This is a genomic window from Pseudorhodobacter wandonensis (assembly GCF_001202035.1).
Taxonomy (GTDB): domain Bacteria; phylum Pseudomonadota; class Alphaproteobacteria; order Rhodobacterales; family Rhodobacteraceae; genus Pseudorhodobacter; species Pseudorhodobacter wandonensis.
In genome coordinates, this window is sequence record NZ_LGHT01000026.1 from 243885 (window position 1) to 256337 (window position 12453).

Consider the following 12453-nt stretch of genomic DNA (forward strand, 5'->3'; position numbering starts at 1 on the left):
TCTTATCCCTTCGGTGCCAGCAATTTCAGCGCCGCCTTGATCAACGCCCCCGTTCCCGCCTGCGCATCCTCACCCGCCGCCTGCGCCACAGCTTGCGCCGCATCGCCATGCTGATAGCCAAGGTTTATCAACGCCGAAAGCGCCTCGGCACTGGCCGCAGCCCGCCCCGCCGCCTGTGCACCCGCAGCGGAGTCCGGCTTTGCCGCCTTTTTTGGCGCCGCCATCGGCTCTATCACATCATCCTCAATCGCGCCCGCCATGCTGGCAGGGTTTGCCCCCATCGCCATAACCGCCGGCGCCTTGGATTTCAGTTCAAGCACCACCCGCTGCGCGATTTTCGGCCCCACACCGGGCGCGGCCTGAATGGCTTTGGCATCGCCTAGCGCAATCGCCCGCGCCACACCTTCCGGCCCCAACGTGCCCAGAACCGCCATTGCCGCTTTGGCCCCCACGCCTTGCACCGTCACCAACAGCTTGTGCCATTCCTTTTCAAGCATCGTCGGAAAACCGAACAGTTGCAGCAAATCCTCACGCACCAGCAGCTCGGTAAACAGCGCCACCGCCTCGCCCACGCGCGGCATCGCGGCCAAGGTACGGTCGGATACATAAACAATATACCCCACGCCCCGCACATCGACCAACACATGGTCGGCCCCGCGATAGTCCAGCCGCCCCGCAATCTTACCAATCATCCCGCTGCCCTTTTCAACGCGGCCTGCAACCGGCCCGAACTTTGCACATGATGCGCATGACAAATCGCAATCGCCAAGGCATCGGCTGCATCGGCACCTGCAATCACCACACCGGGCAAATGGATGCGCACCATATGGTCAATCTGCGCTTTGGCCGCATGTCCCACGCCGACCACGGTCTTTTTCACCGCATTGGGCGCATATTCCCCTACGGTTATCCCGAATTGCGCCGGCACGAGCAGCGCAATCCCCCGCGCCTGCCCCAGCTTTAGCGTGGCCACCGCATCCTTGTTCACAAACGTATTTTCCACCGCCGCCGCGTCGGGGGCAAATTCGCGCAACACCTCGGTCAACTGGCCATGCAAAGACAAAAGCCGCGCCGCAAGATCACCCGAATCGCTTGCCTTGGAACCGGGCGCAGAGTGGCAAATTCCGTTGGCAACATGCGTCAACCGTGATCCGGCAACGTCAATCACCCCCCAACCAAGGTTTCGCAACCCCGGATCAATGCCCAATACCCGCATGCTCGCCCCTTCTTATTCGTTAAAATGCAAATAGCACGAATAGGGAACATCCGCAAAGTGGTTTCCGCGTTCCCGTCAAGCCCGCCGTTAGGTTGGATGAAAATGCTGCACCCGCACAACATTCGACGCTTTACCGTCAAAAAGCGACAGTTTTAGCAATCGCCAATAAATTAAGGCGTTTTTAAGTCTTCCAGCCATGCGCAAACTGCATTTCGGCCATGCAATTCTGCTGATTGCTTTGCAGGCGCAGCAGGCCTATTTGCCACTCAACGACACATGCTGCTGCACAAATAGGCAGTTTAATAAAAGGATGACGGCAATGGCCGCTTTTGAAACAACCCGCACCGCACCATTTGGTGCAATCGCAACTTACAACGTAGTTCGCTTCTTTGGCGATATCGCAAGCAACATCATCGCTTGGAATGACGCCCGCGTAACCCGCAACGCTTTGGGCAAACTGACTGACCGTGAACTGGACGATATCGGCCTGTCGCGCAGCGACATCGCAGACATCGCTATGCAGAACCGTTTTTGATTTCTGGCGACTATGCCCAATCAATCTCGCGTCCCTGCGACGCCCAAAAGAAAAGGCCGCTTCCATATTGGAAAGCGGCCTTTTTGATGTCTTGATGGGGCGCCTACTTGCGGCGCAAAACCAATGCCGACCATTCGCCCAGATCTTCGCGCGCAACAGACTCGAACCCCACGGCATGATAGGCCGCTTCAATCGACTCGGCCTGCACCACCAGCAGGCCTGACAAAATGCACAGCCCGTCTTCGGCGATATGCTTGGCCATATGCGGTGCCAGTTCGACCAACGGACCCTTCAAGATATTGGCAAACACCAGATCATAGGGCGCCGCCTCGCGCAGGCGGGGGTGCTCAAAACCAGCGGCTTCAAGGCATTCAACCCGCCCGTCCAGCTTGTTGATCGCCATATTGGCCCGCGCCACATCCACAGCCACCTGATCAATATCCGACGCAATGATCAACGCATCGGGCAGCACCCGCGCCGCCGCCAAGGCCAAAACAGCGGTTCCGCACCCGATATCGGCCACGCGCGCCGGCGCAAAGCCTTGGTCGATCAGCCGGTCAAACGCCCGCAAACACCCCAAAGTCGTGCCGTGATGGCCCGTACCAAAGGCCACCGTGGCCTCAATCTGCAAAGGCACGCGGCTTGAATCTGTTGGCACCTTGTCCAGATCATGGCTGCCGAAAACGAAAAACCGCCCCGCCTCGACAGGCGCCAACTCGCGCCGCACATGCGCAACCCAATCCACCTCGGGCAGTTCTGATACGACAAAAGGCTTGGCCTCGAATGCCACGGCCAGCAGTTCCAGCGTCACCGCATCCGGCGCCTCAAGGAAATAGGCACCGACTTCCCACAGCCCACTGTCATCCTCTATCTCAAACACGCCTACGCCGGTTGGCTCGGGCTCCATCCGCTCCATCGCTTCGGCAAGCGCCTCGGCGGCATCTTGGCCAATCAGGGTGGTCAGGGCGGTATAGGTGGGCATGGTAAAACCTCATATAAACTTGCGCACGGGCCTAGCCCCGCCACTGCCGCCCGTCAAGCCTTGGCTTAGACCCCGCGCAAGGCAGCCTGCGCTTTGGCCAAGTCCCGCTTTGAGAAAATCGTCTCATTGCCGTCATCCGGCTCATCCGGCACCAATAGCGCCAGCAGCATCGACACCAAAGCCATCGCCGCCGCCAAGGCAAACACCGCCTTGGGCGAGAGTATCCACAAATACCCCAACCCCGCCGGCAAAAACACCGCCGCAATATGGTTGATGGTAAAGGCCACCGCCGCCGTAGGCGCAATATCGGCAGGGTCGGCAATTTTCTGAAAATAGGTCTTGATCGCAAAGGCCATCGAGAAAAACAGATGGTTCAGCACATAAAGCGCCGCCGCCACATGCCAATCCCACTCATACACATACAGCATGCCATAGCTGATAAACACCACCGTCAGGCCCGCATATTCCACGATCAGCATCCGCCGTTCACCAAACCGCGCGATCCAGCGGCCAATCGTCGGCGCAATCAACATATTGACCAGATAGGTCACCATAAACAGCGCCGTCAGCGCCCGCACATCCATGCCATAGCGTTCAACCATCATGAACGCCGCGAATACCACGAAAATCTGCCGCCGCGCGCCCGACATGAACTGCATCACGTAATACAGCCAATAGCGCCGCCGCAGCACCATCGTCCGGTTTTGCGGATTGGGTGCTGCAAATTGCGCAAATGCAAACGCACAATACAGCGCAATCGCAATCGTCACCAACCCCGCCGTCATGAACACCGTGTTATACGACAGCTCTAACCAATGCCATGTCACCACGATCAGCCCATAAGCCGCCAGCGATGCCCCCGCCCCCACGGCCGAGATTTTGCCGATCACTTGCGGCGCAACTTTTTTCTCAATCCACTGCAATTGCAGGCTTTGGTTCACCGTTTCATAATAGTGAAAGCCGATAGATGACAGCATCGTCACCACCAACAACCCGCCAAAACTGGGAAAATAGGCCGTAATCGCCGTCGCCACGCCCAATAATATCAGCATCAGCACGGCCAGAATCTGCTCGCGCAGCACCAGCAGCACGGCAATCACCCCAACGGCCAGCAGCCCCGGAATTTCGCGCACCGTATGCAGCCAGCCAATTTCAACACCGGTAAAGCCCGCCGCCTCAATGACAAAATTGTTCAACAGCGCCGACCATGTGGCAAATGAAATCGGCATCGCCGCTGCCATCAGACATAGCAAAAACACCGGCCGCCGCCAAAACGGCAGGTCAACAGTCGCAGAAAGGGGAGTAAGGGTGCGCATCCCTCTCCCATAATCCTGTTCCCGCAACCGATCCAGCGCGAAATTGTACCCCTGACATCAAGGCCCGGCTTGCCACAATCCGCCGCTATACAGGCCGCCGCACCAGACTTGACAGGCCTGATCGCAAAGCCTACCAACCGCACAGGTATTGGGCACCTGCCGCCTGCAGACATATGTCACGGTGAAGCCCAATTTGAATACGACACCCACCCTCGATGCATTTCGCAGGTGGCAACGCAGGCGCCCATCCCACTCGAAATGCCTCATCTGAGGAGTGAATGATGTCGTCTCAAAACGCATCCGAGAACCGATTTTTAACCGCTGCGCCGGGGCGGCTTCTTGTTGCCAATGCGCTGCCCATGCTATTGCTCATGCTGATGAGCGGGCTTTTAACCGTAACCGACGCCGCGTTTCTGGGGCATTTTGTCGGGGCCGATGCCCTTGCTGCGGTCAGCGTGGTATTTCCGGCCACAATGATTCTGATCGCACTTTCCACCCTTGTTGGTGGTGGTATGTCCAGCCTTTTGGCGCGTCATCTGGGTGCGGGAAACCACCGCGACGCGGCGGCCGTATTCGCGCAGGCACACGGCTTGGCGCTTTTTCTGGCGCTTTTGGTCATGCTGGCCTTTGCAAGCTGCGGACAGTCTGCAATCGACGCTTTGGCCAACGGCCAAGCGGGCATTGCGCGCATGGCCTATACCTATCTTGCCATTCTGATCTGCGCCGCCCCCGTTCAACTGCTGTTGGGCGTCCATGCCGATGCGTGGCGCAACGAAGGGCGGGCCGGCCTTATGGCCTTGATGTCGGTCGGCGTCACGCTTGCCAATATCGGGCTGAATTACCTGTTGATCCTGCACTTTAATATGGGCGTTGCGGGGTCTGCTTGGGGAACGGCAATCGCTCAGGGTTTGGGTCTGGCATTGCTGATCGGGTTGCGCGCGCGCGGCTTGGGCGCACTGCCGCTTGCAGCCCTGCGAAAGGCACGCTGGGTTGGCGCGTGGCGGGCGATTGTGACGCTCGGCGCCCCTCTCAGCCTCAGCTTCATCGGGATTGCACTGGTCAGCGCAACCGTCATCACAACCCTGCGGCTGACCGCCGACACCGGTTATGCCACTGACATGGCCGCTTACGGTATCGTGACGCGGATTTTCAGTTTCACCTTCCTGCCGCTCATGGCCATTGCTCTGGCAACCCAAAGCATCACCGGCAACAACATCGGCGCAAAGCTCTACCAACGCTCGAACGCTGTGCTGCGGCTCGCGCTTATTGTGTCGGTACTCTATTGCGCATTGGTGGAAACGGTTTTGCTGGCCGCAAATGGCTGGATTGGCCGTGGTTTTGTTAGCGATCCGGCTGTGATCCGACAGGTCGGCACCATCCTGCGGGCAATGGCATCACTGTATCTTTTTGCAGGTCCGGTTCTTGTGCTGGCCCTGTATTTTCAGGCCATTGGCCGGCCCGGACACACCGCCGCCCTTACCCTGATAAAGCCCTTTGTGATCAGCCCGATTGCCATCCCCAATTTGGGCATCGTTTACGGCACACAGGCAATCTGGTTTGCCTTTCCAATCGCAGATGCAATCGTGGTGGTTATCACCCTCTGCATCGTATTCAGGTGCCATAAAATCCGCAAAAACACCAACGACGTAACGCTGTCACATTGGGGGCAAGCAACATGACACTACAATTTGTAAAAGATGCCAAGACACAGGCCAAAGCCTTGCGACACGCACTTGCCGCGCAGGGCAAGGCCATCTCGCATGCGCAGGCGCTGGAACTCGTCGCCCACCAAAACGGGGCCAAAGACTGGAACACCCTGCAAGCCAGACTGTCTTTGGCCGAGCCTCAGCCCTTCAAGCTGCATGACGAGGTTCGTGGCCACTATCTGGGGCAACCCTTTGTCGGGCGGATCGTGGCCATCGCAAAACTTGGTCAAAACACCCAAGTCTCGCTTCAGTTGAACGAACCAGTTGATACCGTGCAGTTCGAAAGCTTCTCGAACATGCGCCGGCATATCCGCGGCGTTATCGGCCCCGACGGTCGTTCGCCCAGCAAAACCTCGGACGGAACGCCGCATCTGGTGATTTCACCGCAAGGCAAATAGCCAAACGCCCTGAAGGGCTGCCACCCCACAGCAGCCCTTCACGCCCTTTGGCCCCAATCTGATCTGCATCAAGGCGTATATATTCAAATCCTGCCATATGACCCCATCTTGATGGAGCATAGCATGGACCTGATCCCCCTGATTGACCGCATCGGCGAATCCCCCACCGCTGCGCTTTTTGGCCTGATCACGGGGTTGATTTTCGGCATCGCCGCCCAGCGCAGCAAGTTTTGCCTGCGTGCGGCCACCGTCGAATTTGCCCGCGGGCAGATGGGGCCACGGGTGGCAGTGTGGTTGCTGACCTTTTCCACCGCGCTGGTCTGGGTGCAGGGCGCACGGCAGTTCGGCCTCTTTAACAGCGATGATGCACGGATGATGGCCGTCGCAGGCTCTTGGTCGGGCGCGGTTATCGGCGGGCTGGTCTTTGGCGTGGGCATGGTGCTGGCACGCGGCTGCTCGGGCCGCCTTCTGGTACTTGCCGCCACGGGCAACCTGCGCTCTATCGTCTCGGGGCTGATCTTTGCCGTCGTCGCGCAAATGTCACTGCATGGCATGCTTGCGCCTTTGCGCGATTACCTCGCCCGACTTTGGGTCACCCCCAACGGGCGTAACGTCGACCTTTTGGCCATGCTGCACCTGCCAGAAGTCTCGGGCCTCCTGCTTGGCCTCGCGCTTGCCGCCCTCGCCCTTACCATCTCGTATAAGAACAAAATCTCGGCCCGCACGCTGGTCTTTGCCTCTGGCGTCGGCTTTGCAGTCGCCACGGGCTGGGTGCTCACCTATTCCCTCACCCAAGTGGCGTTTGAACCCGTCTCGATCACCTCGGCCACCTTTTCCGGCCCTTCGGCCAATACGCTGATGTTCTTCCTTACCCCCAATCCGGTGCTGGAATTTGACATCGGCCTTGTTCCCGGCGTGGTGATCGGGGCCTTCGCCGCCTCGCTCTGGGGGCGTGAGTTCAGATTCGAAGGCTTCGACAACGCCGGTAACATGCGCCGCGCCATGATTGGCGCCGTACTGATGGGCTTTGGCGCAATGCTGGCGGGGGGCTGTGCCATCGGCGCAGGCGTCACCGGCGGGTCAATCTTTGCAGGCACGGCTTGGCTCGCGCTCTTTTGCATGTGGATCGGCGCAATGCTAACCGATTTCATTGTCGACCAGGCCGGCCAACGCGCGCCGGCTTGACGCCCCCCTTAATCCCACCGCATGCTGCCCATAACCAAAAAAGGGGGACAGGGCATGAAAGTTATCGTTATGGGCGCGGGCGTTATCGGGGTCACCACCGCCTATTACCTCGCCAAACAAGGCGCCGACGTCGTCGTGCTCGACCGCCAGCTTGGCCCCGGCCTTGAAACCTCTTACGCCAACGCGGGCGAACTTTCCTACGGCATGACCTCACCTTGGGCCGCCCCCGGCATCCCGATGAAAGCCGTCAAATGGCTGTTCATGAAACGCCGCCCTCTGTTCATCTGGCCGCTTATCAGCCCGACCATGTGGAAATGGGGCTATGACATGATCCGCAACTGTAATGAGGAAAGCTACCGCACCAACAAAGGCCGCATGGTGCGCATTTCCAACTATTCCCGCGATGTCATGCCCGACCTGATCGCAGAAACCGGCATCGAATACGATGGCCGCGCCCAAGGCACCCTGCAACTGTTTCGCACCGCCAAACAGATGAAAGGCTCCAAAGCCGACCAAGAGATTCTGGCCGAATATGACAGCCCTTACGAGGTGCTGGGCCGCGACGCCTGCATCGCCGTCGAACCCGCGCTGGCCGAGGTTCGCAACAAATTTGTCGGCGGTCTGCGCCTTACAGCCGACCGCACCGGCGATTGCCGTATCTTTACCACCAAACTGGCCGAGAAATGCGCCGAGATGGGCGTCGAATTCCAATACGGCCAATCCATCCGCGAAATCGTCGTCGAAAATGGCCGCGTCGCGGGTATTGAAACCGAAATCGCGGGGCGCATTACAGGTGACGCCTATGTCTGCGCCCTCGGCAGCTTTGGTCCCCGCGTCCTTAACCCCATCGGCATCCGCCTGCCGGTTTATCCGGTCAAGGGCTACTCGGTCACGCTGCCTGTCACCGATGATGCCTTTGCCCCGCAATCGACCATCATGGACGAAACCCATAAAGTCGCGATTACCCGCCTTGGCGACCGTATCCGCGTGGCCGGCACTGCCGAAATCGCCGGCTATTCCAACCGCCTTGGCCCCCATGCCACCGACACGGTGCGCCATGTCATCAGCGACCTGTTCCCCAAAGGCGGCGACCTGTCAAAGGCCGAGGGCTGGACCGGCCTGCGCCCCATGACCCCCGACGGCACCCCCGTTCTGGGCGGCTCTCGCTATCCCAACCTGTTCCTGAACACCGGTCACGGCACATTGGGCTGGACAATGGCCTGCGGATCAGGCCGCGCAGTCGCCGATGTGGTACTGGGCAAGACGCCGGAAATATCCTTCGATGGGCTAACCGCAGAGCGGTATGCGTAAAGGGGGGCTTTGCCCAATCGTCTTGGCGCATGTATAAGGTGCATTCGTCCGGCTTTCAAAGATTGGGGAATACGCATGGCGCTTAGGATAACGGCTGTTCTTGCCGCAATGACCGTTCTGGCCGCCACGCAGGCAACAGCCGCGGCCTGCGATTACACCATATCAAAGCTGGCCGGAAAAACTCTGGCCGCTGTAAAAGGCACCAATGCAGGCGCCGCCTTGCAATCGGCGGGGTATTACACTTTGGCGCATGCGGGGTCTGGTCTCACATTTCTGGGCACCACCTCTGCCGGGGCATCATTGGCAGGCAGTGCCAGCGGCCTTTTGGGTACAGTCAGCACTATCGTCATGGCCCCCGCGACCCTTGTGATCGGCGGCATCGCCGTCGTCGGCGTCGGCTCGTTTGAGGGCTACTGCTACTTGCAGGTCAAACGCATCACCGACCCGTATGAGGTTCGCAAAATCATAGAAAGCATTGCCGAGCATGATGACGCCGTGTCCATTGTCGCAACGGATGATGGTGACGCAATGGCGTTAATGGTCGGGGATAAAACCAAAACCTATCTTTTGCGCAAACTCTATATCGCTGATGGAAATCTGAAATTCCGCAATCTGGGCCTCAACACAAACCTGGGCCCCGTCGCCTTCACATCCAAAGAACTGCCCGAGGCAACAAAGTAGGGTGCGCTTTAGCGCACCGCCCGCCCGCGTCCACATTAAAATTCAGTTAACAAAAACAACTTTACCGTTGCAAATCAAACCGTTAAAAACATGTCCGCGCGCGGTCATTTGCCATTACAAAAAGCTCTGCGGGTCAATATCGACGGCCAGCCTCACATTATTCGGCAATCTCACCTGCGAAATCCAATCCGAAATCGCTGCCTGAATCGCCGCCCCTTTGTCGGCTTTTACCAGCAATCTTACCCGATGCCGCCCCCTCACGCGGGCAATCGGGGCCGGGGCCGGCCCGAAAACCTGCGCCCCGATCCGCCGCAACGGGCCATCCTTGCGGGCCAATTCCGCGCCCACATCAAACACCGGCCCCACCTCTGGCCCCGAAAGAATTATCCCCGCCATCCGGCCATAGGGCGGCACACCTGCCTGCCTGCGCTCGCCTGCCTCGGCCTCCCAAAACGCTTCCTCATCCCCGCCCAGAATCGCGCGGATAACGGGGTGTTCGGGCTGAAAGGTCTGCATCATCGCGACGCCCGGCTTATCGGCACGCCCCGCCCGCCCCGCCACCTGCCGCATCAATTGAAACGTCCTCTCGGCCGCCCGCAAATCCGACCCCGTCAGCCCCAGATCGGCATCAATCACGCCCACCAGCGTCAGCAGCGGAAAGTTATGCCCCTTGGCCACGATTTGCGTGCCGATGATAATATCCGCCGCCCCTGCCGCAATGGCCTCGATCTGCTCTTTCAGCGCGCGGGCCGAGCCGAACAAATCCGACGACAGCACCGCCACGCGGGCCTCGGGGAACAACGCCACCACCTCCTCGGCCAGCCGTTCCACACCCGGCCCGACGGGGGCCATTTTGCCCGCCACGCCACAGCTTGGGCAAACCTCGGGCATCGGTTTCGTCGCCCCGCATTGATGGCACATCAGCCGGTTCAAAAACCGGTGCTCGACCATCCGCGCGTCACATTCATCACAGCCAACCTGCTCTCCACAGGCCCGGCACAGCGTTACCGGCGCATAGCCCCGCCGGTTCAGGAAGATCAACGATTGCTCACCCGCTGCCACCCGCGCCTTCACGGCCTTTTCCAGCGTGGGCGATATCCAGCGATTGCTGGGCAGTTTCTCGGCCCGCATGTCGATCGCCCGCATATCCGGCATCTCCGCCACACCAAAGCGCGCGCCCAAATCCAGCCGCCCGTATTTCCCCGAGGCCGCGTTTACCCAGCTTTCCAGCGATGGCGTGGCCGAGGCCAGCACGATCGCCGAACCGCAAATCGCCGCCCGCAGCACTGCCATATCGCGGGCGTTATACAGCACGCCTTCTTCTTGCTTGTAGGAGGTGTCGTGTTCCTCATCGACAACGATCAGACCCAAATCCTGAAACGGCAGGAACAGCGCCGAGCGTGCGCCCGCCACAAATTGCGCGCCGCCATTCGCCGCCATCCGCCATAAACGGCGGCGCTCGGTCATCGTCACGCCCGAGTGCCACTCGGCCGGCCGCGCTCCAAAACGGGTTTCCACGCGGTTGATGAATTCCGAGGTAAGCGCGATTTCGGGCAGCAATACCAACGCCTGCCGCCCTTGGCGCAGACATTCGGCCACGGCCTCAAGGTAGACCTCTGTCTTGCCCGAGCCGGTCACGCCTTTCAGCAATGTCGCCGAATAGCCACCCATCGCCACGCTTGCGACCAAAGCATCACCCGCCGCAATCTGATCGCCGGCCAACCGCACCACCATCGCATCGGGGTCCAGCCTTGGGTAGGGCAGATCACGCGGCGCATCCTCTTCCAGCACCACACCCGATTTGACCAAACCTTTGATAACCGAGGGTGTCACGCCCGCCTGCGCCGCCAGTTCCGACAGGGTGAACGACAGGCCGCCATAATAGCGCAGCACCTCTAGCACCTTGGCGCGGGCATCGGTGGAACGGGCAGGTTCGCCCGCGCCCAGCCGGTACACGCGGCGGGTAGAGGGCGGGCTATCCAGCCCAGGTGCACGGGTGGCAAGGCGCAGCATCGCTTGCAGGGGGGTCAGCGTATAATCGGCAGCGCGGGCCAGAAAACTGCGCATTTCATCGCGCATCGGTGGCACATCCAGCACGCGGTAGGCTGCACGCAGCTTGGCAGGGTCAACGCCGCCAACACCCGCACCCCATACCACGCCCAAAATCTTACGCGGGCCCAAAGGCAATTCCAGAAAATCGCCCAAACCACAGCCGCCCTCGGGCGCTTTGTAATCCAACAGCGGGCCGAGACTGCGGCCAAAGCTTTCGGTTACGGCCACGCCGATCACTTCTCCTGCTTGCCAAAATGCCTTGGTCACCCAGAAACCCTTCTCTTTCGCTGGCCTTTAACTTGCGCTAATACACCGACAGACACCGCAACAACACCCAAAGGACCCGTGCCATGAAATTCTTTGTTGATACCGCCGATGTGGATGCAATCCGCGAATTGAACGACCTTGGCATGGTTGACGGGGTTACAACAAACCCTTCGCTGATTTTGAAATCGGGCCGTGACATTCTGGAAGTGACCAAAGAAATCTGTGACATCGTTTCCGGCCCTGTTTCGGCCGAAGTGGTGGCCCTGACCGCAGATGAAATGATCGCCGAAGGCCGCAAACTGGCGAAAATCGCGCCAAACATCGCGGTGAAAGTGCCGCTGACCTGGGACGGTTTGAAAACCTGCAAAGTGCTGTCGGGCGAAGGCCATATGGTTAACGTGACCCTGTGCTTTTCGGCCAACCAAGCGCTGCTGGCTGCCAAAGCCGGCGCCACATTCATCAGCCCGTTCATCGGCCGCATGGATGACATCAACCTTGATGGCCTTGACCTGATCGCCGACATCCGCACGATCTATGACAACTACGGCTTTGAAACCCAGATCCTTGCGGCATCCATCCGCACGGCCAACCATGTGGCGCAATGCGCGCTGATCGGTGCAGACGTAATGACCGCACCGCCAAGCGTTATCAAAGGCTTGGCAGGCCATGTACTGACCGACAAAGGTCTTGACCAGTTCATGAAAGACTGGGCGAAAACCGGTCAGAAAATCCTTTAATTTAATGTGAAACACTGTCTTGGGCCGGGGATTGGTTTCCCCGGCCCATTGCGTTTCATGGCAGATT

The 12453-nt window shown here is 59.4% G+C and carries 12 protein-coding genes; 7 read left to right on the forward strand and 5 right to left on the reverse strand.

Annotated features, from left to right (window positions below; translation table 11 throughout):
• Window positions 1-2 precede the first annotated feature (2 nt).
• Both ruvA and ruvC read right to left on the reverse strand, forming a co-directional pair.
• Window positions 3-692, reverse strand: a complete 690-nt coding sequence (gene ruvA / locus AKU79_RS07725; protein WP_050523000.1) for a Holliday junction branch migration protein RuvA — start codon at window positions 690-692, stop codon at window positions 3-5.
• Window positions 689-1216, reverse strand: coding sequence for a crossover junction endodeoxyribonuclease RuvC (ruvC, locus tag AKU79_RS07730; RefSeq protein ID WP_050523001.1), 528 nt, complete (start codon window positions 1214-1216; stop codon window positions 689-691). The genes ruvA and ruvC overlap by 4 nt, the downstream gene beginning before the upstream one ends.
• A 319-nt stretch (window positions 1217-1535) precedes the next feature.
• Here ruvC and AKU79_RS07735 point away from each other — a divergent pair, with 319 nt between their 5' ends.
• Complete coding sequence (locus AKU79_RS07735) at window positions 1536-1751, forward strand: DUF1127 domain-containing protein (RefSeq protein WP_050523093.1); 216 nt, start codon at window positions 1536-1538, stop codon at window positions 1749-1751.
• Between the two features lie 103 nt (window positions 1752-1854).
• Here AKU79_RS07735 and AKU79_RS07740 read toward each other — a convergent pair whose 3' ends face one another.
• Together AKU79_RS07740 and AKU79_RS07745 are read right to left on the reverse strand one after the other, a co-directional pair.
• Window positions 1855-2733, reverse strand: coding sequence for a 50S ribosomal protein L11 methyltransferase (locus tag AKU79_RS07740; RefSeq protein WP_050523002.1), 879 nt, complete (start codon window positions 2731-2733; stop codon window positions 1855-1857).
• Between the two features lie 65 nt (window positions 2734-2798).
• Entirely contained in the window at window positions 2799-4049 is a 1251-nt protein-coding gene (locus tag AKU79_RS07745) for an MFS transporter (protein ID WP_050523003.1), read from the reverse strand.
• A gap of 281 nt (window positions 4050-4330) precedes the next feature.
• On the opposite strand from AKU79_RS07745, the gene AKU79_RS07750 reads away from it, so the two are divergent.
• The 5 genes from AKU79_RS07750 to AKU79_RS07770 all read left to right on the forward strand — a co-directional run bounded on the left by AKU79_RS07750 (window position 4331) and on the right by AKU79_RS07770 (window position 9330).
• Window positions 4331-5728: an MATE family efflux transporter gene (locus AKU79_RS07750; protein ID WP_050523094.1), complete on the forward strand. Its 1398-nt coding sequence runs from the start codon at window positions 4331-4333 to the stop codon at window positions 5726-5728.
• Window positions 5725-6153 (forward strand): glyoxalase superfamily protein, encoded by a 429-nt coding sequence (locus AKU79_RS07755; RefSeq protein WP_050523004.1) that lies wholly within the window; start codon window positions 5725-5727, stop codon window positions 6151-6153. The genes AKU79_RS07750 and AKU79_RS07755 overlap by 4 nt, the downstream gene beginning before the upstream one ends.
• Before the next feature lie 123 nt (window positions 6154-6276).
• On the forward strand, window positions 6277-7338 hold the full coding sequence (locus AKU79_RS07760) for a YeeE/YedE family protein (RefSeq protein WP_050523005.1): 1062 nt from the start codon (window positions 6277-6279) through the stop codon (window positions 7336-7338).
• A 54-nt stretch (window positions 7339-7392) separates the two neighbouring features.
• On the forward strand, window positions 7393-8649 hold the full coding sequence (locus AKU79_RS07765; RefSeq protein ID WP_050523006.1) for a D-amino acid dehydrogenase: 1257 nt from the start codon (window positions 7393-7395) through the stop codon (window positions 8647-8649).
• Window positions 8650-8724: 75 nt separating this feature from the next.
• Complete coding sequence (locus AKU79_RS07770) at window positions 8725-9330, forward strand: hypothetical protein (RefSeq protein ID WP_156209558.1); 606 nt, start codon at window positions 8725-8727, stop codon at window positions 9328-9330.
• A 114-nt stretch (window positions 9331-9444) separates the two neighbouring features.
• Here the strand turns inward: AKU79_RS07770 and AKU79_RS07775 are convergent, their stop codons facing one another.
• Window positions 9445-11616: a primosomal protein N' gene (locus AKU79_RS07775; RefSeq protein ID WP_082223973.1), complete on the reverse strand. Its 2172-nt coding sequence runs from the start codon at window positions 11614-11616 to the stop codon at window positions 9445-9447.
• A gap of 116 nt (window positions 11617-11732) precedes the next feature.
• Here AKU79_RS07775 and fsa point away from each other — a divergent pair, with 116 nt between their 5' ends.
• Window positions 11733-12386, forward strand: coding sequence for a fructose-6-phosphate aldolase (gene fsa / locus AKU79_RS07780; RefSeq protein ID WP_050523009.1), 654 nt, complete (start codon window positions 11733-11735; stop codon window positions 12384-12386).
• Window positions 12387-12453: the final 67 nt, after the last annotated feature.

Bases quoted from the DNA above. Each gene is read 5' to 3' on its own strand.
- ruvA (WP_050523000.1), bottom strand. From the start codon at position 692: ATGATTGGTAAGATTGCGGGGCGGCTGGACTATCGCGGGGCCGACCAT.
- ruvC (WP_050523001.1), bottom strand. From the start codon at position 1,216: ATGCGGGTATTGGGCATTGATCCGGGGTTGCGAAACCTTGGTTGGGGG.
- AKU79_RS07735 (WP_050523093.1), top strand. From the start codon at position 1,536: ATGGCCGCTTTTGAAACAACCCGCACCGCACCATTTGGTGCAATCGCA.
- AKU79_RS07740 (WP_050523002.1), bottom strand. From the start codon at position 2,733: ATGCCCACCTATACCGCCCTGACCACCCTGATTGGCCAAGATGCCGCC.
- AKU79_RS07745 (WP_050523003.1), bottom strand. From the start codon at position 4,049: ATGCGCACCCTTACTCCCCTTTCTGCGACTGTTGACCTGCCGTTTTGG.
- AKU79_RS07750 (WP_050523094.1), top strand. From the start codon at position 4,331: ATGTCGTCTCAAAACGCATCCGAGAACCGATTTTTAACCGCTGCGCCG.
- AKU79_RS07755 (WP_050523004.1), top strand. From the start codon at position 5,725: ATGACACTACAATTTGTAAAAGATGCCAAGACACAGGCCAAAGCCTTG.
- AKU79_RS07760 (WP_050523005.1), top strand. From the start codon at position 6,277: ATGGACCTGATCCCCCTGATTGACCGCATCGGCGAATCCCCCACCGCT.
- AKU79_RS07765 (WP_050523006.1), top strand. From the start codon at position 7,393: ATGAAAGTTATCGTTATGGGCGCGGGCGTTATCGGGGTCACCACCGCC.
- AKU79_RS07770 (WP_156209558.1), top strand. From the start codon at position 8,725: ATGGCGCTTAGGATAACGGCTGTTCTTGCCGCAATGACCGTTCTGGCC.
- fsa (WP_050523009.1), top strand. From the start codon at position 11,733: ATGAAATTCTTTGTTGATACCGCCGATGTGGATGCAATCCGCGAATTG.